This is a genomic window from Streptomyces sp. NPDC006314 (assembly GCF_040613075.1).
Taxonomy (GTDB): Bacteria; Actinomycetota; Actinomycetes; order Streptomycetales; family Streptomycetaceae; genus Streptomyces.
In genome coordinates this window covers 80386-100899 of the sequence record NZ_JBEXRL010000012.1, presented here as the reverse complement: position 1 = coordinate 100899, position 20514 = coordinate 80386, and the positions used below count along the sequence as shown (strand labels likewise).

The window sequence follows — 20514 nt, the reverse complement described above, 5'->3', positions numbered from 1 at the left end:
GCGGCGTCGGTGAGTTGAGCCTAGGTTCGGCAGGACAAACCTGCGAAGCGAGTTACACGGGTTCGATTCCCGCCACGGCCTCCAGGGCCTTGAACAGGTCGACAGGGCGGCATCCCAGAGGGGGTGCCGCCCTCCCGCCTGCCCGCAGGTACCGGCGGACGAGGGTCTGCGCGACCGGCGGCAGTACCTGTGACGACTTCCCGGCGCCCGAGTACGTCGAGGACGCCGCCGTGCCCGGTCGGGCCTAGAGCACCCCGCCCGCCTCGTCCTGGAAGAGTTCCGTCCAGTAGTGGGAGGTCGTGCCGGGCAGGGTGGCCGTCGGGTCGAGGGTGGTCAGGGTGTGGAGCATGGCCGCGGCCAGCTGGTCATAGGCGGCCGTCGTGAGTTCGTGGCCCAGGTGCTCGTCGATGGTGCGCTCGTGGTGCAGGAGCCAGAGCGTGAAGGCGAGGGTGGAGACGTCGGTGTTGAGGGGGTAGAGCGTTGCCTCGGGCTCACTGAAGGTCAGGATCGCGCCCGTTCTGCCGTCGACCACCAGGCTGTTGTCCTCGACCATGCCGCCGAGACGGATCAAGTGGTCGCAGTGGGCCGGGAGTTCGTCCAGAAGGTAGTCACCGCCGCGTTCGTCGGTGAAGTACTCGCGCAGGGTCGGCAGGGGCACGTCCGTGTCGGCGTGGAAGAGGACCGCCTCCTCCGGCAGCCCCGTCTCGCGCAGGAAGCGGCGGGTCGGCTCGTGGGTGAGCGTGGCGGGGAAGTCGACCTCCTCGAAGCGGGCCACCCGGCCGTGACCGAACTCCTGGTCCAGGACGCGCGCGGGAACGTCCAGAGTGAGGCCGGACGCCGGGCCGGGACCCGCGACGAGGGCGAGCGGGCGGATCAGCGCGGCCGCCTTCCAGTACGGCGGGACCCTGCCGTCCGTGCCCTCCTCGAAGAGCCCGAGGAGGAGGCGCGAGGCCTCGGCCACCGTCTTGGGTCCGTACTGGCCGGCCAGGGAGGCGAAGAGGCCGCGCAGGCCCGCGAGTTCCTCGGTGACCGCGGCGAACCGCAGCAGCGTGTCCAGGGAGGGCGCGAAGGGGCGCGGGTCGGACGGCTCGAAGAGGTAGGCCGTGGTGACCTCACCCGTGGCGCCGTCCAGCAGGATCGACTCGGGTGCCATACCCGCCGGGTTGAGGAGTTCGCCTATCACCAGGCGGCTGCGCAGTTCCTCCGCCATGTGGAAGGGGCCGCCCGCGGCGTCGGCGAGCGTGCGCAGCCCGTGCGTGCGCAGCGGAGAGAAGGTGAGCACGTCGGTGCGGGCGGGCAGTCCGGGGCCGGTGAGCAGGCCGCGCGTCGGCGCGTGCGTGACATAGCGGTCCAGTTCCGCCTCGGTCAGCGTGATCGCCGGGATCCCGGCGTCGGTCGTGCTCATCGCTCCCCCGCGATCTTCCCCGTCGGTGCCTGTGTGAGGTCGGTGCCTGTGTGAGGTCGGTGCCTTGTGAGGTCGGTGCCTGTGTGAGGTCGGTGCCTTGTGAGGTCGGTGCCTGTGTGAGTACGTCGTCGTGCGCAGTCCCCGGGTGGCTGCCCCCACTGCTCCGCAGGCTACGCCGCCCCACTGACAACGGCCCTCCCCAGGAAGGACGACAGGAGACCCGGGCCCGTTGCCCGCCCGCGAACACCGCCTCCACCGTCTCCTCCGGGATATGACCGGAGGTCTCCGGCCAGAGGCGCCACGCGGGGTGCGCCGGCGGAGTCCTTCGAACAGGGCGGCCTCGGGCCGTCCCGCGCCGTGTCCCGTCTTCGTGCGGCCGGCTTCCCGGGCCGCGACCTCCTCCGCGGCGGGCGCCAGGACCACGACGTACAGGGGGCGGGCGCGGATCAGGCCGACGTACGTGCGCAGGTGCCGGCCCAGATGCCTGCCCGACACGATCATCCGGCGGAACGCGTCACCCGGACGTGCGCCGCGCGGGGCGGTGGCCGTCCGGGCACTGGGCCACCGTCGACCTGCCGGAGGCGTCGCCCTTCGGTGATGACGACGCGGTTCCACCCCCTGCGTCAGGCGAAGCAGATGCCGCCCGAGCCGGCGTAGCGAGGTTCCTCGGGCGGAGTGCTCACTGGGGTGTCACCACCGCCGCCTGCGGTCGGATCGGGAGGCGGTTGACCGGGCGGCCGGTGGCCGCGCGGACGGCGGAGGCGATCGCCGCCGGTGCCGTGACCACCGGGACCGCGCTGACCGACTTGGCGCCGAAGGGGGCCACCACGTCCTGTTCCTCGACCAGTTTGACGATCCGGATGTCCGGCGCGTCCAGGGCGGTCGGGAGGGCGTATCCGGTCAGGTCGGGGTGGCGGATCAGGCCGCGCGGGGCGCGCAGGTTCTCGGTGAGGGCGATGCCGACGCCTTGCGTCACGCCCGCCTCGATCCGGGCCGTCAGCTGTGCCGGGTTGAGGATCCGGCCCACGTCCTGGGCGACCGCCAGTTCCACCACCCGGACCGCGCCCAGTTCGATGTCGACGTCCACCACCGCGCGGATCGCGCAGAAGGCGAGGCCCACGAAGGCGTCGCCCTGGCCGGCGGCGTCCAGGGGCTCGGTGGGGTGCGGGCGGCACTGGGCCGTGGCCCACAACTCCTTGCCGTCCAACGCCTCGCTGACGGTCGTCGACAGCACACCGTCATAGGAGGTGATCTTGCCGTCGGTGATCTGGAGGAGTTCGGTGGACATGCCGAACTTGTGGGCGAGGGGCTGCAGGAGCTGCGTGCGGACCATCTTCGCCGCCCGCTCCACCGCGCCTCCCGAGACCCAGGTGTGGCGGCCGCGGCAGCCGCCGCCGGCCGGGGGCTGGTCGGTGTCGACCGGGGCCACGTGGACTTCCTCGACGCCGAGGGTCTCCTGGACGATCTGCCGGGCCAGGGTGGTGAAGCCCTGGCCGGTCTCCACGGCCGCGCACAGCACGGTCGCGACGCCGTCGTGGACCTTGACGGTCGCCGTGGACACCTCGTCGGCGCCCTCCGCGCCGAGCATGTGCACCATGCCCAGGCCGTAGCCGACACCCCGGCGCACCGCGCCCGGTTCGCCCGCGCCCTCGGGGCCGCCGGGCAGCAGCCACTCCTCCTCGGGCGTGTCCTTGGGCAACGCGGGCAGCGGGAAGTCCCGGACCGCCTGGAGGAGTTCGGCGACCGGCGCCGGGCAGGTCACGGTCTGGCCGATCGGCAGGACGTCACCGGTCGCGAGGACGTTGCGCTGGCGCAGCTCGGCCGGCTCCAGGCCGACCTTCTTCGCCAGCTTGTCCATCTGGGCCTCGTAGGCGGCGCACACCTGCATGGCGCCCTCGCCCCGTACATGGCCGGAGGGCGGGTTGTTGGTACGGACGGCCCAGCCCTCGATGAAGGCGTTCGGGACGACGTACGGGCCGCACGCGAAGGAGACGGCGGCGGCCAGGGCGTCGGCGGAGGTGTCGGCGTACGCGCCCGCGTCGAGCAGGATCTGCGCCTCGACCTTGACCAGCTTGCCCTCGGCGTCGGCGTGATGGCGGTACCTGAGCAGCGTCGGGTGGCGGTGGGCGTGACCGAGGAAGGACTCCTCGCGGGTGGCCGTCAGCTTCACCGGGCAGCCGGTCTTGAGGGCGAGCAGGCCGAGCGGGAGCTGGAAACCCTGGTCTTCGCGGTCGGCCGTGGCGCCCGGCACCCCGGTGACGACGATCTTCACCCGATCGGGGGGCAGGCCGTAGCAGGCGGCGGCCGTGTTGCGGTCGGTGTGCGGGTCGGTGGAGGCCAGGTACAGCTCCACGCCGCCGTCGGGGCGGGGCACGGCGAGACCGGCCTCGGCGCCGATGGGAGCCGGGTCCTGGCGGCCGATGCGGTACAGGCCCTCGACGACGACCTCGCCGACCGCGTCCGGGTCGCCGTGGCGCAGCGGGATGTGCCGGATCAGGTTGCCGTCGGGGTGCAGCGGCTCGGCCTCGAAGGCCTGTTCGGGATCGGTGACCGGGTCGAGTACCTCGTACTCGACGATGACGGCCGCGGCGGCCATCCGCGCGGTGTCCGGGTGGTCGGCGGCGACGGCCGCGATGGGCTCGCCGTGGTGGCGTACGACCTCGGAGGCGAACACCGGGCGGTCGGGGACGCCCCGGCCGTGGCGGGGCGTGCCGGGGACGTCCTCGTGGGTGACGACGGCCCGTACGCCGGGCATCTCGCGCGCGTGGCTGGTGTCGATGGACACGATGCGCGCGTGCGCGTGCGGGGAGCGCAGCACGGCCGCCCACAGCAGGCCCTCGGCCCACAGGTCGGCCGCGTACGGGAAGGTGCCCTCGGTCTTGGCGCGGGCGTCGGCGTGCGGCAGGGAGGCGCCGATGCCGTGCGGCAACGGCTCGGCCTCGGGGGCGGGTTCCGCGGCGGTGGTCGCGGTGCCGGCTTCGTTGCTCACGCCTGGCCTCCGTCCTGGCCGTAGTGGTGATCGTGCGGTCCCGGGGTGCCGTACGGGTCCGGAGTGTCACCGTAGGCGCCCGGAGCGTCACCGTAGGTGCCCGGGGCGTCGCCGTACGGGTCCTGCGGCTCGCCGTAGGCGGTCCTCGGGTTCCCGTAGCCACCTGGGGCGGCCGGGGGGGAACCGAACACGCCCGGGGCCTCGAACGCCGACGGGTTGACGCCGCCGGAGCCGGGGCCCGCCTGGTGCGGGACGCGTGTCCCGTCCGCGTCCGTCTCGGGGCCGGCGTGCGAGGCCTCGCGTTCCGCGACGACCTCCTGGACGGCCTCCAGGACGCCCCGGTAGCCGGAGCAACGGCAGAGGTTGCCGCACAGGGCCTGGCGGGTCTCCAGCTCGCTCGGCGCCGGGTTGCCCTCCAGCAGGTCGTGCACGGTCATCGCCATGCCCGGCACGCAGAAACCGCACTGCACGGCACCGCACCGTGCGAGCGCGCGCTGGACGTCGGAAGGCTGCCCGTCGACGGCCAGGCCCTCCACCGTCCGCACCTCACTGCCGGCCGCGGTGACCGCCGGGACCAGGCAGGAGGCCACCAGACGCCCGTCGACCTGCACGTTGCAGGCGCCGCACTCGCCCTGCGAGCAGCCGTCCTTGGCGCCCGCGAGGCCGAGCCGTTCACGCAGGACGTAGAGCAGGGACTCGCCGATCCAGGCCTCGGTGACGGGGCGGTCGGCACCGTTCACGCGCAGGACATAGGAGGCGAGGGGGTGGTCGTCGTGCTGCGGAGGCGGCACGGCGGCCGGGTCCTCGGCGGCATGCTCGGGCCCGCCCCCGGCGGCACCCTCGGGCGCGTCGCCCGCCGCGCTCGGCGTGGCGGCGTCGGCGGTGTCTTCCGGTACGGCGGCCTCGTGGGCGTGTTCGGGTGCGGCGCCCTCGTGGGCGTCCGCCGGAGCGGCCGGGTCGGCAGTGGTCACCGTGTCGTCGGCGGGTGCCGGCGTGGCCGCCGCGTCGGCGGGTGCCGGCGTGGCCGCCGCGTCGGCGGGTGAGGCCGTGTCCGCCGCTGTGGCGGCTTGCGACGCCTCCGCCCAGCCCAACGCCGCGTCGCGGTCTGCCGGGCCGTCAGCGGGGCGCTCAAGGGGCTCCGTGGGGCCATGGGCGTCCGTTTCCGGGGCCGCGCCGGACCCGGTCCGCTGCGGAGCCGGCGTGCCGTGCCCACCGGGCGCCGCCTGGGCGGCGGTTGCGTCGGCCGTGTCGCCGTGGCCGGCCTCGACGTGACCGGTGTCCGGGTGGTGGCCGGTGTCGGTGTGGTCGGCGTCCGGATGGCCGGTGTCCCCGTGGCCGGTCCCGGGGTGACCGATCCCCGGATGCCCGGCGTCCACGTCATCGCGCTCGACGTGACCGTGCTCCGCTTGACCGTGCTCCGCGTGACCGGCCGGGCCGTGTCCGTACCGCTCCTCCGGGACATGAGCCTCGTCCGGCGCGGAGGTCGGTGCCGGGCCGGCCGGGTGGGCGCCGGTGTGGTCGGACAGGGGTGCACCCGGCCGGGCCGGGGCCTGCGGGTCCTCGGGCTGCCCCCAGGAGCGGTCCGTGCCGTCCGTCGCCCAGGGCGCGGGCGCGCCACCGGGCAGGGTGGCAGGCGGGGTGCCGCCCCACTGCTCGACCAGGGAGGACGTGGTGAACTCGCCCGATTCGTCCGGAAGATCGCCGCCGGCGACGGGGATCGACCACTGCCCGGTGACGTCGTGCCCGGGGGCCGTCGGGGCCGCGGGTTCCTCGAAGGTCCAGTGCTGCGTGGCGCCCGGCTGGTAGGTGAACCGGTCGTCGGCGTCCGCGCCCTGCGCCGGGCCCGTGGCGTTCGGGTCGGGCCACTGCGCGCCGCCGGCGGGCGTCGTCCAGGCGCCGGCGGCGGGATCACCGGTCCCGGGGGTGACCGTTATCTGCGGCGGCACATAGCCGTGACCTGGTGCGGCGAGCGGGCTGTCGCCGGACAGCAGGGCGTCGATACCGCCCTCAGGGAGCTTGACGAAGGCGGTGGCGCCGTCGTCGTAGTCGCCCTGGGGCAGCGGGTTCCAGCGTCCGCCGCCCTGGGGCGTGCCCTCTCCGTGCTGGTCGTCGGTCACGACAGCGCCCTCCCCAGTGCTCGTCGGGCCAGCGCGGCGACGGTGCGCCGCAGGTGCAGTACGGCGGGCGGAAGCGGGACCGTGGAGCCGTCGGGCTCGGGGGCCGGATCGGGGATGCAGGCCGCGGCGACGTACTCGCCGAAGGCGTTCAGGGCCTCCGGGACGAGCGCGCGGTCGTTGTCCCAGTCGATGAGCTGCGCGACCCACTGCTCGGCCTCCAGCGGCCGGAGCGGCATCGGCGCTATGGCCCCGACGGCGCAGCGCACGCCGCGCCGGGCCGGGTCGAGGACGAGGGCCACGGAGGCCAGCGCGCGGCCCGGACCGGTGCGTCCGGTCGCCTTCAGGAAGACCTGCGGGGCGTGCAGCAGCGGCACGCGCACGTAGCCGATGAGTTCGCCGCCGTGCAGCATCTCCACGCCGGCCAGCAGATGCGACACCGGGATCTCCCGGCGGGCTCCGCCCGGGCCCGCGATGATCAGTGTCGCCTCCAGGGCGGCCAGCACCGGCAGCGCGTCCCCGGTGGGGGCGGCCGAGGCGATGTTGCCGCCCAGGGTGCCGGCGTTGCGGATGTGCGGCGGGCCCGCCGCACGCGCGGCGGCGGCGAGCGCCGGAATGAGGGCCGCGAAGTCGGGGCGTCCCATACGCGCGTGCGTGAGGCCCGCGCCGAGCAGCGCGTGGCCGTCCTGGTACTGCCAGCCGCGGATCTCGCTGATCCGCCCGAGGCCCACCAGTGCGGCGGGCCTGAGCTGGCCGGAGTTGACGGCGGCCATCAGGTCGGTGCCGCCCGCGACCGGGACGGCGGCGGGCATGGCGGTGAGGGCCGCCACCGCCTCGTCCAGCGTCGTGGGCAGCGTGACGGCCTGCGCCGCCTGCGGTGCGTGCGTGGTCAAACCGGCTGCCCCTTCCCGCTGCCCCACCTGGTCCCACCTGTGTGGCCGTACGGTACGTGCTCACAGGGCGGACGTGGCAACTCTGGCACATTCTCGCGAGGGGCGGACGCGGGGGTCCGCTAGGAGGCATTCGCCCACCTCATCGGGGAGATGGTCCGTTTTCGCACCGCATCGCCGATGCATGGCGATTGCCACTCTTCGGTGACCCTTGAGGTCTTTTTCCATTACTTGTTCGGAGGCGGTCCCTCGATCGGGCGGCCGAGCACGCCGGGGCGCCTCTGCCACGGGCGGGGCCCGGTGGGCGGCCGGTAGGCGACGCCGAGGGCGTCGAGTCGCGCGTAGTGGGCGGCCATACGGCGCTCGAAGTCCGCGAAGTCCCGTTCCGCCGGGGCGGGCAGCGGGCTCCAGGCCACCTCGGCGAAGGCCGCGAGCCGGGGGAAGGCCTGGTAGTCCACGCGCGCGCTGTCCTCCAGCACCTCGGTCCAGACGTTCGCCTGGGTGCCCAGGACGTGCCCGGCCTCCTCCTCGGTGAGGCCGGGTGGTACGGGTTCGAACCGGTAGACGTCCTCCAGGGTGCGCACGAACCCGATCGGCACCGGTTCGTCCTCGCCCGGGGCCTGCCGGTGGTCCAGGTACACGTACTGCTCGGGGCACATGACCACGTCGTGACCGGCCCGCGCGGCGGCGACACCGCCTCCGTAACCGCGCCACGAGGACACCGCCGCGTTCTTCGCTAGGCCGCCCTCGAGGATCTCGTCCCAGCCGATGAGGCGGCGCCCGCGCGCGGAGAGCCACGCGTCGAAGTGCCCGATGAACCAGGACTGGAGTTCCTCCTCGTCGGCCAGCCCGAGTTCCGTGATGCGGGTCTTGGCGGCCACCGACTCGCTCCACTGCTCCTTGCGGCACTCATCGCCGCCGACATGGATGAACTGCGAGGGGAACAGCTCCAGGACCTCCTCGAACACCCCCTCGTAGAAGCGCAGGGTGGTGTCGGTGGGGGCCAGTACGTTGGAGGAGATCCCCCAGGTGTCCCAGACGGAGAGGGCGGTGGTGCCGATGACGTCGGTGTTGCCGAGTTCCGGGTATGCGGCGATGGCCGCCTGCGAGTGGCCCGGCACGTCGATTTCCGGGACGACGGTGATATGCCGCTCCGCGGCGTAGGCGACGATCTCCCGGATGTCGTCCTGGGTGTAGTAACCCCCGTGCGGCTTCTCCTCCCACAGCGGTGAGGCCCGGTGACCGAATTTCGTCCGCGCCCGCCAGGCACCGATCTCGGTCAGCTTCGGGTAGCGCTTGATCTCGATCCGCCAGCCCTGGTCGTCCGTCAGGTGGAAGTGGAAGACGTTGAGTTTGTGCGCGGCCATCAGGTCCAGGTAACGCAGCACGCCTTCCTTGGGCATGAAGTGCCGGGCGACGTCGAGGAGGAGGCCGCGCCAGCGGAATCGGGGGGCGTCGTGGATGGTGACCGCGGGGAACCCCCACTCCTCCTTGACGGCGACCGGTGCCCGGCGGAAGGCGTCGGGGCCCAGCAGTTGCCTGAAGGTCTGGGCGCCCCAGAACAGCCCCGTCTCGCTCGCCCCGTCGATGGCGATCACATGGCCGTCGGCGGACAGGCGGTACGCCTCGGGGCTGCCGAGTTCCGCGGCCAGACCGGGGATGATCCGCAGCAGGATCCGGTTCCAGTTGTCGGTGTGCGGCGGCAACGGGTATCCGGTCGCCGCGCCGACGGTCGTCCGCAGCCACCGCGCGACCCGTTCGGTGCCGGCGGCCGCCTCGATCTCGGTCTCGGCGTCGATGAAGTATCCCTGACCTCCGCCGGGCAGTGCGGCCGCGAAGCCGCTGGGCGCCGGGACCAGTCCCACGTCGAACCCGCTGAACAGCTCGTACGGAATCACATCCACCATGTTCAGTCCTTAACCGCTCCACCCAGTCCGGAGACCAGGCGCCGCTGTACGAGTAGGAAGAAGACCAGCACCGGAATCGTCATCACCGTGGACGCGGCCATGACCCCGCCCCAGTCCGGCTCGTCCGGCGTGTAGAACACCAGCAGGGCCATCGGCAGGGTCGGCTGTGAGGTGTCGCTGATGATGAAGGACTTGGCGAACAGGAAGTCGTTCCAGGCCGAGATGAAGGAAAACACGCTCGTGGCCACCAGGCCGGGCAGAACGAGCGGGAAAAGGATCCGCCAGAGGAATCGCCCGCGGCTCGCCCCGTCGAGGTACGCGGCCTCCTCCAGGGCCTCCGGGACCGCCTTCACGAACCCCCGCAGCATCCAGATCGCGAAGGGCGGCGAGAAGGCGATGTGAGGCAGGATCAGCGAGCCGAGAGTGTTCAGCCGGCCGAAGTCCCGCATGAGGAAGAACAGCGGGATCGTGAGGGCCTCCACGGGCACCATCTGGGCCACCAGGAACATGATCAACAGGGTGGTCCGGAAGCGGAATCGCGTGACGGCGGTCGCCGCGAGAAAGGCGATCAGTGCCGAGGCGATCACCGCACTCCCCGCCACCACCAGGCTGTTGACGAAGTACCGGCCGAAATCCTGCTGCCCGAAGACCCGCCGGAAGGCGTCCAGGGACGGCGACAGCGTCCATGGCCGGGGCCCCGCCGGGCGGTCGGGTCGGTGTCCTTGACCTCGCGCCAGGTGCGGAACTCCCCGGTCATGTCGAGGAGTCCGCCCTCGCGGACGTAGCCGGCGGTGTCGGTGTCGCCGTACTCGATGAGGTCCGGCGCGGACTTCGGGTCGTCGTAGGCGGCCCTGACGCGCTGGGCGCGGGTCTCGACGGGGAGGTACTCGACATCGACCTCGGTGTCCTTGTGGGCCTTCTCGAAGGCGGTGACGACCGTGTCGACGACCTTCTTCTTCGGCTCGTTGCCGACTCCCCGGAAGAGCCACACCCGCAGGGTGCCGCTCCTGAAGTCCTGGTCGGAGGCGGAGTTGGAGGAGGACCGGGGGGCGCAGACGGTGACGACGGCGAGGGTGAGCACTGCCGCGAGCGGGGCGGACAGCTTCATGGAGCGTTCCTCCAGAGACAATGCGTTGCAACATGTGCAATGACTGTTTCGCTCTGCACAACAGGAGGAGGCTAAGGACTACATGAACATGCCGACAAGAGGTCTCCACCACTCTGTGACCGGAAAACACGAAGGCCCCCGGACACGCGTGTCACGCACGCTGGCCGGGGGCCTCTCGAAAACTCAGGCCGACGGAAAGACCGCTACTTGTCGCCGCCCTTGTCCTCGCCGCCGCTGCCCATGGACTCGTAGATCTCCTTGCACATGGGGCACACGGGGTACTTCTTCGGGTCGCGTCCCGGCACCCAGACCTTGCCGCACAGCGCCACGACGGGGGTGCCGTCGAGGGCGCTCGCCATGATCTTGTCCTTCTGGACGTAGTGGGCGAAGCGCTCGTGGTCGCCGTCGCCGTGGGACACCTGCGGCGTCGGCTCTACGAGGGTCCCCGTACCAGTCCCGCGCTCGGGCTCAAGAGTGCTCATACCGCCCAGGGTACTGAAGCGCACACGCATCAGTTGAGCGAAGGGTCGTCCGGGTACGTCGCCACCATCGCCAGCTCATTGCGCTGGCGCCGCAGCACCTCGCGCCAGAGTCTCTCCGGGGTCGGTGAGGAGACGTCGCCCGGTTCGGACTCGACCACGTACCAGGCGCCTTCGACCAGCTCGTCCTCCAGCTGGCCGGGGCCCCAGCCGGCGTAACCGGCGAAGATCCGCAGGCTGCCCAGGGCCGAGGCGAGCAGTTCCGGCGGGGTCTCCAGGTCGACGAGGCCGATCGCGCCGTGCACCCGCCGCCAGCCGAGGGGGGCGTGGTCACCGTCCGCGCCGCCCGGGATGACCGCCACGCCGAGCGCGGAGTCCAGCGAGACGGGGCCGCCCTGGAAGACCACACCCGGCTCGCCGGCGAGATCGGCCCAGCCCTCCAGGATGTCGCCCACGTCCACCGGGGTGGGGCGGTTGAGGACGACACCGAGGGAGCCCTCCTCGTCGTGGTCGAGAAGGAGCACCACCGCACGGTCGAAGTTCGGGTCCGCCAGGGCGGGCGTGGCCACGAGCAGCCGCCCTGTGAGCGAGGACACCTCGGTCATGCCAGACATGATCCCGCATCTTCCCCCGGTGTGGGGAGCCAATCGGGGGCGTGGGGGAGAACGCAGCCGGATCGAAGGGTGTGGCCTGCGGGGGCCTCGCTCGCGGGCGGTGGCCGGAGACGGGCGGGCGCACGGACGCGCGGTGGGGCGCGTGCCGACGCGCCGGTGACCCCATGTGCCCGATAGGGAACGGTTCGTGTTGTGACACAGCTATGACGCGGCTGGGCGGTACTCGGGCTTACGGGCGGGGGGTGATGGACGATTACCCTGTCTTTCCGGCCCTGCGCACAGTGATCGGCCGGCCCCTGCCCAACTCATCGGAACGCGAGATTCATGACCGTCAACGACGATGTCCTGCTTGTCCACGGCGGAACCCCGCTGGAGGGCGAGATCCGTGTCCGCGGTGCGAAGAACCTCGTACCGAAGGCCATGGTCGCCGCCCTGCTGGGCAGCGCGCCGAGCCGGCTGCGCAACGTTCCCGACATCCGTGACGTGCGGGTCGTGCGCGGCCTGCTCCAGCTGCACGGTGTGACGGTCCGTCCGGGCGAGGAGCCCGGCGAGCTGGTGCTCGACCCGACGCACGTCGAGAGCGCCAACGTGGCTGACATCGACGCCCACGCGGGTTCCAGCCGTATCCCGATCCTCTTCTGCGGTCCGCTGCTGCACCGTCTCGGCCACGCGTTCATCCCGGGCCTCGGCGGCTGTGACATCGGCGGCCGGCCCATCGACTTCCACTTCGACGTGCTGCGGCAGTTCGGCGCGACCATCGAGAAGCGCGCGGACGGGCAGTACCTGGAGGCTCCGCAGCGGCTGCGCGGTACGAAGATCCGCCTGCCGTACCCGTCCGTCGGCACGACCGAGCAGGTGCTGCTGACGGCCGTACTCGCCGAGGGCGTCACGGAGTTGTCCAACGCGGCCGTCGAGCCGGAGATCGAGGACCTCATCTGCGTGCTGCAGAAGATGGGCGCGATCATCGCGATGGACACCGACCGCACGATCCGCATCACCGGTGTGGACCAGCTCGGCGGCTACACCCACGCGGCCCTGCCGGACCGCCTGGAGGCCGCGTCCTGGGCGTCGGCGGCGCTGGCGACCAGCGGCAACATCTACGTCCGCGGCGCCCAGCAGCGCTCGATGATGACGTTCCTGAACACCTACCGGAAGGTGGGCGGTGCCTTCGAGATCGACGACGAGGGCATCCGCTTCTGGCACCCCGGCGGCCAGCTGAAGTCCATCGCGCTGGAGACGGACGTGCACCCCGGCTTCCAGACCGACTGGCAGCAGCCGCTGGTGGTGGCCCTGACCCAGGCCACGGGCCTGTCCATCATCCACGAGACGGTGTACGAGTCCCGCCTGGGCTTCACCTCGGCCCTGAACCAGATGGGCGCCCACATCCAGCTCTACCGCGAGTGCCTGGGCGGCTCCGACTGCCGCTTCGGCCAGCGCAACTTCCTGCACTCCGCGGTCGTCTCGGGCCCGACCAAACTCCAGGGCTCCGACCTGGTCATCCCCGACCTGCGCGGCGGCTTCTCGTACCTCATCGCGGCCCTGGCCGCCGAGGGCACCTCGCGTGTCCACGGCATCGACCTCATCAACCGCGGCTACGAGAACTTCATGGAGAAGCTCGTGGAGCTGGGCGCGAAGGTCGAGCTGCCGGGCAAGGCGCTCGGTTAGCGGTCCGCGTAGGCCGTACGACGGCCGTACGACGAAGGGGCGGCCCTCCGGTGATGGAGGGTCGCCCCTTTGGCGTCATCGTGCGTCAGAACGCCTCGTACGCCGTCACGTGGCGTACGAACGGCAAGGTCACTTGCCCTTGGCGGCTTCCTTGAGCTTGCTGCCCGCGGTGACCTTCACGCTGAAGCCGGCGGGGATGTTGATGGGCTCGCCGGTCTGCGGGTTGCGCGCGGTACGAGCGGCACGGTGGGTGCGCTCGAAGGTCAGGAAGCCGGGGATGGTGACCTTCTCGTCGCCCTTGGCGACGATCTCGCCGACGGTCTCGGCGAACGCGGCCAGCACGGCGTCGGCGTCCTTGCGGGTCACCTCGGCGCGGTCGGCCAGCGCGGCCACCAGCTCACTGCGGTTCATGTTGTTACTCCCGTGTCTTTCTTGCCGTTGGGGTGTGCCACGCGGCGGAGCCGCCCGAGGCACTGCGATGCCGATGCGCTCGCGCCCCTGGGGGTGCCCCCTGGACGAAGTCCCTGGGGGAGCATCCTGCCCCTACCTGCGGCGGGAAAGCCAATCCAGCACCCGTAGGAGTCGTGGGAACACCCTGGGGAGTCGCACGAGAAGCGCCTGCTCGGCCGTCACCCTAGAGCGCACCCGGCATCAGGTGGTTCCACGACGCGCCGGGGCCGGGGCCGCCGTGGTGATCCTCACAGCCCCGGCACAGTACGGCACGCCGTCGTCAGGCCGTCGCCCCGGCCGCCTTCGCGGCCTCGCGGACCGCGCCGGCCACCGCGCCCGCGACCTTGTCGTTGAAGACGCTCGGGACGATGTAGTTCGGGTTCAGCTCGTCCTCGGTCACCACGTCGGCGAGGGCCTTCGCGGCGGCGAGCATCATCTCGGTGTTGACGGTGCGGGACTGGGCGTCCAGCAGGCCGCGGAAGACACCCGGGAAGACCAGCACGTTGTTGATCTGGTTCGGGAAGTCGGAGCGGCCGGTGGCCACAACGGCCGCCGTCTGGCGGGCGATTGCGGGGTCGACCTCGGGATCGGGGTTCGCGAGCGCGAACACGATGGCGCCGTCGGCCATGGCGGCCACGTCGTCACCGTCGAGGACGTTCGGCGCGGAGACCCCGATGAAGACGTCGGCGCCGTGCACGGCCTCCTTCAGGGTGCCGGTCAGGCCCTCGGGGTTGGTGTTGTCGGCGATCCAGCGCAGCGGCGAGTCGGCCGGGGCGTCCACCAGGTCCTCGCGGCCCGCGTGGACGACACCGTGGATGTCGGCGACGACGGCGTTCTTCACGCCGGCGGCGAGCAGCAGCTTGAGGATGGCCGTACCGGCCGCGCCGGCGCCTGACATGACGACCCGGATGTTCTCGATGGCCTTGTCCGCGACGCGCAGGGCGTTGGTCAGGGCGGCGAGGACGACGATCGCGGTGCCGTGCTGGTCGTCGTGGAACACGGGGATGTCGAGGGCCTCGCGCAGCCGGGCCTCGATCTCGAAGCAGCGGGGCGCGGAGATGTCCTCGAGGTTGATGCCGGCGAAGCCGGGGGCGATCGCCTTGACGATCTCGACGATCGCGTCGGTGTCCTGGGTGTCCAGGCAGATCGGCCAGGCGTCGATCCCGGCGAAGCGCTTGAAGAGGGCCGCCTTGCCTTCCATGACGGGCAGCGCGGCCTTGGGGCCGATGTTGCCGAGGCCGAGCACCGCGGAGCCGTCCGTCACGACCGCAACGGAGTTGCGCTTGATGGTGAGGCGGCGCGCGTCCTCGGGGTTCTCGGCGATGGCCATGCAGACGCGGGCCACACCCGGCGTGTAGACCATGGACAGGTCGTCACGGTTGCGGATGGGGTGCTTCGACGCCATCTCGATCTTGCCGCCGAGGTGCATGAGGAACGTACGGTCGGAGACCTTGCCCAGCGTGACGCCCTCGATGCCGCGCAGCTTCTCGACGATCTCCTCGGCGTGGGCGGTCGAGGTGGCCGCGATGGTGACGTCGATACGGAGCTTCTCGTGGCCGGACGCGGTGACGTCGAGGCCGGTCACCGAGCCTCCGGAGGACTCCACGGCGGTGGTGAGCTGCGAGACGGCGGTTCCGCTCGCGGGCACCTCCAGCCGGATGGTCATCGAGTAGGAGACGCTGGGCGCCGTTGCCATGGCCGACTTCCTCTGCTTTCACCGTGTCGCGTGTTGTGCCGTCCGATCGTCGCACCTACCGGTCAGTACGTGGTAGTCGCCCTGGGTTACGGACGTTTTGTTCACAGGGGCCGTGCAGCAGGTGCGCGATTTCGGAAAACCACTTCCACCATACGAGATGATCGGGCAGAGAAAGAGGGATCGGGCAGAGAAAGAGGCCCACGCCACCAGGTGACGTGGGCCTCCCACATGTTTCATGACACCGACCCGCCATGCTCGCCTCGCGGCAAGTGGTCCCTCGCAGGGACGAAGGTTGGGCCCGGGGGCTTGGATCGGGCCGGTGCCACGTCCAGGCTAACAAACGGATGCGGTACAGCCATTCCCCCTCCCGGAAGGTTCCCGGGAGGTCAGTCCCTGAGCAGGTCCGGGACCCCGGCCGCGTCCGGTGCGTCCCGCTCACCGGAGACCACCGTCAGCTGCTGGGTGGCCCGGGTCAGCGCCACGTACAGCACGCGCAGGCCGGCCGGGGACTCGTCCGCGATCTCCGCGGGTGAGACGACGACCGTGGCGTCGTACTCCAGGCCCTTGGCCTCCAGGCTGCCGAGCGCGACGGCCCGGTCGCCGAGCCCGGCCAGCCAGCGGCGGGCCTCCTCGCGCCGGTTCATCGCGACGACCACGCCGACCGTGCCGTCCACCGTCCCGAGGAGCCGCTCGGCCTCGGCCCGCACGGTCGTGCCCAGCGAGTCCCCCGGAGCAGTGCTGTGGTCCCTGTTCGTGCGCACGAAACGCGGCTCGACCCCGGTGGACCGTACGGCGGACGGCGCCTCGGAACCGGGCATGGCGAGCGCGAGGACCTTGGCGGCCAGTTCGGCGATCTCGGCCGGGTTGCGGTAGTTCACGGTGAGCTGGAAGCGGCGCCGGGGGCGGGTGCCGAGGGCCTCGTCGCGGGCCTCGGCCGCCTCGTCCGGGTCGGACCAGGAGGACTGCGCCGGGTCGCCGACGACCGTCCAGGTGGCGTGCCGGCCGCGGCGGCCGACCATGCGCCACTGCATCGGGGTGAGGTCCTGGGCCTCGTCCACGATGACGTGCGCGTACTCGGTGCGCTCCTGCGCGAGGCGCTCGGCCCGCTCCCGCTGGGTCTCCTCACGCACCGGCATCAGCTCCTCCAGGCCGGTGAGCTGGTCCAGCGGGTCGAGTTCGCGTCTCTTCCTGGGGCGGGCCGGGGCGCCGAGGATCGCCTGCAGCTCGTCGAGCATGGCGATGTCGTGCACGGAGTGGCCGTCCCGCCTGAGGGAGCGGGCGACCTTTCGGACCTCGCCGGGGTTGAGGATCCGGCGGGCCCAGCGGCCGAGCCGTTTCTCGTCGGCCATGGCTGCGAGCACCGCCTTCGGGGTCAGCTCGGGCCACCAGGCGTCGAGGAACGCGATGAAGGCGTCCTCGCCGGCGATGTCCTCGTCGAAGGAGGAGCGCAGTTCGGCGGCCAGTTCCGGGTCGGTGTGCCGGGCGCCGGCGCCGGACTTGGCCCAGAGGGCGTCCAGGAGCAGCCTGCGGGCGCGCGGGCGGAGCAGGTTGACCGGCGCGGTGCCGCCGAGGGCGGTATGGCGGATCCGTTCCAGCTCGTGGGCCTCCAGTTCGAGGCGGCGCCCCAAGGCGACCACGCGGAGCCGGGCGGGCGGGCCGGAGAAGGCCTGCGGCCGGGCGTCGGTGTCGTCGTCCAGCGCGAGCCGACCGCCCGGTGCACCGCCGCCCGGCCCCAGCTCCAGGGCGCCCCGGGCCGCCTTGCGCAGCACTTTGAGCATCCGGTACGAGCCCTTGGCGCGGGCCACGGACGGGGAGTCGTACAGGGTGGCCTCGGCGCCGTCGACGAGCGAGCCGATCGCGCGGATCGCGACCTGGCCCTCCTCGCCGAGCGACGGCAGCACGCCCTCGGTGTAGGCGACCAGCAGCGGGGTCGGGGAGACGATCAGGATGCCGCCCGCGTACCGTCTGCGGTCCTGGTAGAGCAGGTAGGCCGCGCGGTGCAGGGCGACCGCGGTCTTGCCCGTGCCCGGACCGCCCTCCACGTACGTGACGGAGGCGGCGGGAGCGCGGATGACCAGGTCCTGCTCGGCCTGGATGGAGGAGACGATGTCCCGCATGGTGTGGCTGCGGGCCTGGCCGAGGGCGGCCATGAGGGCGCCGTCGCCGATCACGGCCAGCTCGCGGCCGTCGAGGCGGGCGGTCAGCTCCGGGCGCATCAGGTCGTCCTCGACGCCGAGGACCCGGCGGCCCTTGGAGCGGATGACCCGGCGCCGTACGACCCGCCCGGGGTCGACGGGCGTGGCCCGGTAGAAGGGCGCGGCGGCGGGCGCGCGCCAGTCGATGACCAGCGGGGAGTAGTCCTGGTCGAGGACGCCGATGCGGCCGATGTGCAGGGTCTCGGCGATGTCGGCGGTGTTGTCCTCCCGTACCGCTCCCTCGGCCGGCTCCACCGCTGTGTACGCGCCGTCGGGGCCCTTCTTGCCGTCCCTGCCGAGCAGCAGGTCGACGCGGCCGAAGAGGAAGTCCTCGAACTCGTTGTTGAGCCGGTTCAGGTGGATACCGGCCCGGAATACCTGCGCGTCGCGTTCGGCCAGCGCGCCCGGGGTGCCCACCTGGCCGCGCTTGGCCGCGTCGTGCATCAGGAACTCGGCCTCGTGGATCTTCTCCTCCAGCCGCCGGTACACCCGGTCCAGGTGTTCCTGTTCGACACTGATCTCTCGGTCACGGACGGAATCGTGTGCGTCGTGTACCGAGCCGACCGCGGACTGCTGAACCTGAGCGGCCACCGGGCCCCCTTCTGACGTGCTGGGCAGCCGTCAACCGTACGCGAAGGGGACCCGGCAAAGCTACGGCGACTACGCGTCCACCTGGACCAGCTTCTTTCCCTCGAAGGTCACGACCTCGAAGTGGTCGATCTCGTTCGGCTGGAAGGCCGCGGCCCCGCCGATGTACAGCGGCTGCTTGGACTCCGGTGTCTTCCCGTCCGGGAGGCCGTAGCCCCAGTTCGGGACGGACCACGACGACATCGTCACGCGCTGGCCGTTCTTGGCGACCAGGACCAGGGAGCACTTGAGCGGGCCCTTGACGTTCTTCAGCTCCAGAACGGCCTGGGTGCCCCAGGCCTTCTGCGCCATGCCGACGGTCGCGCTGACGTGGGTCGACGGGTCCGTGGCCGACGCCTTGTCGGACATGGTCCGGAAGGTGCTCTGGGCCGGGGATGCGGTGACCTGCTTGCCGTCGTCCGAGCCGCTGTTCACCGCCACAGCGGCCAGCGGGCCGGCGATGATCAGCGCGGCCGCCGCCGCGATCATGTAGAAGCTGCGCCGGCGCTTCTGGGCGCGGTGCTCGGCGACCTCGTCGACCAGCTTCTCCACCAGCCGCGGGCTGGGCCTGGCCGAGAGCGACTCACCGATCGCTGGGGTGCTTCCGGAGCCCGGCAGGTCCGCGAGCGCGGCGAGCATCGGCTCCATCCCGGCCAGTTCGTCGAGTTGCTGGGCGCACCACTCGCAGCCGGCGAGGTGGGCCTCGAAAGCGGTTGCCTCGGCGTCGTCGAGAATCCCGAGGGCGTAGGCGCCGACGGTCTCGTGCTCGCTCGGCACCGAAGATCCCTGACTTGGGCTCATGGGTCCAGACATACCCGGACCACCCGTGCCGAACCCTTGCATTCCCCCGTACCCGCTCATCACGCCGTCACCCCCCGCTCCTCCAGTGCCAGCTTCATCGATCGCAGGGCGTAGAACACCCGGGAGCGGACGGTGCCGCTGGGAATGCCCAGCGTCTCGGCCGCCTCGTTGACCGTACGCCCCTTGAAGTACGTCTCGACGAGCACCTCCCGGTGGGCCGGGGTCAGGTCGTCGAGCGCGTCCGACAGCGTCATCAGCCACAGCGCCTTGTCGATCTCGTCCTCCGCGGGGATGACCTCCAGCGGCGACGGATCGACCTCCTGCGGCCGGGCCTGCCGGCTGCGGTGGCCGTCGATGACGATGCGGCGCGCGACCGTCACCAGCCAGGGGCGTACCGATCCGGTCGCCCGGTTGAGCTGACCGGCGTTCTTCCAGGCACGGATAAGCGTTTCCTGCACGACGTCCTCGGCGCGCTGCCGATCACCGGCGACCAGTCGCAGGACATACGCAAGCAGAGGCCCGGCGTGCTCGCGGTACAGGGCACGCATCAGCTCCTCATCAGGTTCCGAGGGCTGTGTAGACATGCGATGTCGGGCCCTCGATCCACGTTCATTGGCCACGGCCGCATCCTTGCGCACGCCCACCTCCGGTGTCCGGGGGTTCCCCCAGTCGGTCGCTCGCCCACCCGTACGGAAGGAAGGCGCGTGGTGTTCAAACGGAGGTGACAGTTTTCTTGTGGGTGACGTGACGAGCGGGACATGCACGCACATTCCCACCAGGTGATCTTTACATTTCCGGCACACCGCCGGGAGCGGCCGGGTTGCCCGGACGGTGACACCGGCAAACCCGGTGTTGCGGAAATCACTCCGCCCGCCACATGGGCGCAATCCGGCAGAACGTCCGTACCGGACACTCAGGCCCGCGCGAGCGCCGCCCGGCGCCGGTGCCGGGCGACCCGCTCGCGGTTGCCGCAGACCTCGCTGGAGCACCAGCGCCGGCGCCGGCCCCGGGACGTGTCCAGGTACACCAGCGGGCAGTTGTCCCCCTCGCACTCCCGCACGGCCGCCCGTGCCACGGGGTCGGTGAGCAGTTCCACGGCGTCCCGGGCGAGGACGGCGAGCAGCGCCGCGCACTCCGGCGGCCCGGCCAACTCCCGCACCAGCGTGCCGCCCTCGCCGCGCACGGCGCGCGGGGCGGGCGGCGCGGCACGGGCGGTCTCGTTGACCCGGGCGAGCGCGCGCTCGTACGGCCGCACGTCGGCGGGCAGCGGGGAGCGCACCAACTGACCGATGTGTCCCCTCAGTTCCCGGAAATCCGCGAGCCAGGAGGCGTCTGCCTGGGCCAGCGGCGTGCCGGGCGGCACGAGTCCCGCGCCGACGATCCAGGCGCGCAACGGCTCGACGGCGTCCAGCCGTTCGGCCGGGTGTGTGGTGGCGAGGAGATCCAGACAGATCCGCCCGGCGTCGAACCGCGGCTCGTACGGGGGCGTGGCCGTACCCAGTGCCATGTGCCTGTCACCGCCTAGGCAGGAGACGTGCGGGAGACGTGCGGGAGACCGTGGAGGGGAACCGTCG

Annotated in this window: 14 protein-coding genes and 2 pseudogenes; 1 reads left to right on the top strand and 15 read right to left on the bottom strand. The window is 71.9% G+C overall.

Translation table 11 applies throughout. From position 1 onward, the window contains the following. Window positions 1-244: 244 nt before the first annotated feature. The 9 genes and pseudogenes from ABZ079_RS22665 to ABZ079_RS22625 form a co-directional block, all read right to left on the bottom strand. Complete coding sequence (locus ABZ079_RS22665) at window positions 245-1405, bottom strand: SUKH-4 family immunity protein (protein WP_356941245.1); 1161 nt, start codon at window positions 1403-1405, stop codon at window positions 245-247. A gap of 679 nt (window positions 1406-2084) precedes the next feature. Beyond that, window positions 2085-4394: a molybdopterin cofactor-binding domain-containing protein gene (locus ABZ079_RS22660; RefSeq protein ID WP_356941244.1), complete on the bottom strand. Its 2310-nt coding sequence runs from the start codon at window positions 4392-4394 to the stop codon at window positions 2085-2087. Continuing rightward, a complete protein-coding gene (locus tag ABZ079_RS22655; protein ID WP_356941243.1) occupies window positions 4391-6511 on the bottom strand; it encodes a 2Fe-2S iron-sulfur cluster-binding protein in 2121 nt (706 codons plus the stop codon). The genes ABZ079_RS22660 and ABZ079_RS22655 overlap by 4 nt, the downstream gene beginning before the upstream one ends. After that, window positions 6508-7401: an FAD binding domain-containing protein gene (locus ABZ079_RS22650; protein ID WP_356941242.1), complete on the bottom strand. Its 894-nt coding sequence runs from the start codon at window positions 7399-7401 to the stop codon at window positions 6508-6510. Before ABZ079_RS22650 ends, ABZ079_RS22655 begins: the two co-directional genes overlap by 4 nt. A gap of 224 nt (window positions 7402-7625) precedes the next feature. Next, window positions 7626-9305: a beta-N-acetylhexosaminidase gene (locus ABZ079_RS22645; RefSeq protein WP_356941241.1), complete on the bottom strand. Its 1680-nt coding sequence runs from the start codon at window positions 9303-9305 to the stop codon at window positions 7626-7628. A gap of 2 nt (window positions 9306-9307) precedes the next feature. Next, window positions 9308-10000 (bottom strand): annotated as a pseudogene (locus ABZ079_RS22640) (carbohydrate ABC transporter permease); the annotation flags it as partial. Window positions 10001-10002: 2 nt separating this feature from the next. Further along, window positions 10003-10413, bottom strand: a pseudogene (locus ABZ079_RS22635) (ABC transporter substrate-binding protein); the annotation flags it as partial. Window positions 10414-10616: 203 nt separating this feature from the next. Then, a complete protein-coding gene (locus ABZ079_RS22630) occupies window positions 10617-10895 on the bottom strand; it encodes a DUF3039 domain-containing protein (protein ID WP_069780555.1) in 279 nt (92 codons plus the stop codon). Between the two features lie 29 nt (window positions 10896-10924). Then, a complete protein-coding gene (locus ABZ079_RS22625; RefSeq protein ID WP_356941240.1) occupies window positions 10925-11497 on the bottom strand; it encodes a YqgE/AlgH family protein in 573 nt (190 codons plus the stop codon). 333 nt (window positions 11498-11830) lie between these two features. Here ABZ079_RS22625 and murA point away from each other — a divergent pair, with 333 nt between their 5' ends. Further along, window positions 11831-13171, top strand: a complete 1341-nt coding sequence (gene murA, locus ABZ079_RS22620) for a UDP-N-acetylglucosamine 1-carboxyvinyltransferase (RefSeq protein ID WP_356941239.1) — start codon at window positions 11831-11833, stop codon at window positions 13169-13171. Window positions 13172-13300: 129 nt separating this feature from the next. Here murA and ABZ079_RS22615 read toward each other — a convergent pair whose 3' ends face one another. The 6 genes from ABZ079_RS22615 to ABZ079_RS22590 form a co-directional block, all read right to left on the bottom strand. Further along, on the bottom strand, window positions 13301-13582 hold the full coding sequence (locus ABZ079_RS22615; RefSeq protein WP_014673024.1) for an HU family DNA-binding protein: 282 nt from the start codon (window positions 13580-13582) through the stop codon (window positions 13301-13303). Between the two features lie 319 nt (window positions 13583-13901). Next, window positions 13902-15317, bottom strand: a complete 1416-nt coding sequence (locus ABZ079_RS22610) for an NAD-dependent malic enzyme (RefSeq protein WP_356941238.1) — start codon at window positions 15315-15317, stop codon at window positions 13902-13904. Between the two features lie 386 nt (window positions 15318-15703). Next, entirely contained in the window at window positions 15704-18103 is a 2400-nt protein-coding gene (locus ABZ079_RS22605) for a UvrD-helicase domain-containing protein (RefSeq protein WP_356941237.1), read from the bottom strand. 69 nt (window positions 18104-18172) lie between these two features. Next, window positions 18173-18940 carry a zf-HC2 domain-containing protein gene (locus ABZ079_RS22600; RefSeq protein WP_356941236.1) on the bottom strand — a complete coding sequence of 256 codons (768 nt, stop codon included), beginning with the start codon at window positions 18938-18940 and terminating at the stop codon, window positions 18173-18175. Window positions 18941-18999: 59 nt separating this feature from the next. Further along, window positions 19000-19584, bottom strand: a complete 585-nt coding sequence (locus ABZ079_RS22595; protein ID WP_356941235.1) for a sigma-70 family RNA polymerase sigma factor — start codon at window positions 19582-19584, stop codon at window positions 19000-19002. Window positions 19585-19853: 269 nt separating this feature from the next. Next, window positions 19854-20447, bottom strand: coding sequence for a CGNR zinc finger domain-containing protein (locus ABZ079_RS22590; RefSeq protein ID WP_356941234.1), 594 nt, complete (start codon window positions 20445-20447; stop codon window positions 19854-19856). Window positions 20448-20514: the final 67 nt, after the last annotated feature.

Coding starts and splice junctions, on each gene's coding strand:
- ABZ079_RS22665 (WP_356941245.1), bottom strand. CDS start 1,405: ATGAGCACGACCGACGCCGGGATCCCGGCGATCACGCTGACCGAGGCG.
- ABZ079_RS22645 (WP_356941241.1), bottom strand. CDS start 9,305: ATGGTGGATGTGATTCCGTACGAGCTGTTCAGCGGGTTCGACGTGGGA.
- ABZ079_RS22630 (WP_069780555.1), bottom strand. CDS start 10,895: ATGAGCACTCTTGAGCCCGAGCGCGGGACTGGTACGGGGACCCTCGTA.
- ABZ079_RS22625 (WP_356941240.1), bottom strand. CDS start 11,497: ATGACCGAGGTGTCCTCGCTCACAGGGCGGCTGCTCGTGGCCACGCCC.
- murA (WP_356941239.1), top strand. CDS start 11,831: ATGACCGTCAACGACGATGTCCTGCTTGTCCACGGCGGAACCCCGCTG.
- ABZ079_RS22615 (WP_014673024.1), bottom strand. CDS start 13,582: ATGAACCGCAGTGAGCTGGTGGCCGCGCTGGCCGACCGCGCCGAGGTG.
- ABZ079_RS22610 (WP_356941238.1), bottom strand. CDS start 15,317: ATGGCAACGGCGCCCAGCGTCTCCTACTCGATGACCATCCGGCTGGAG.
- ABZ079_RS22600 (WP_356941236.1), bottom strand. CDS start 18,940: ATGAGCCCAAGTCAGGGATCTTCGGTGCCGAGCGAGCACGAGACCGTC.
- ABZ079_RS22590 (WP_356941234.1), bottom strand. CDS start 20,447: ATGGCACTGGGTACGGCCACGCCCCCGTACGAGCCGCGGTTCGACGCC.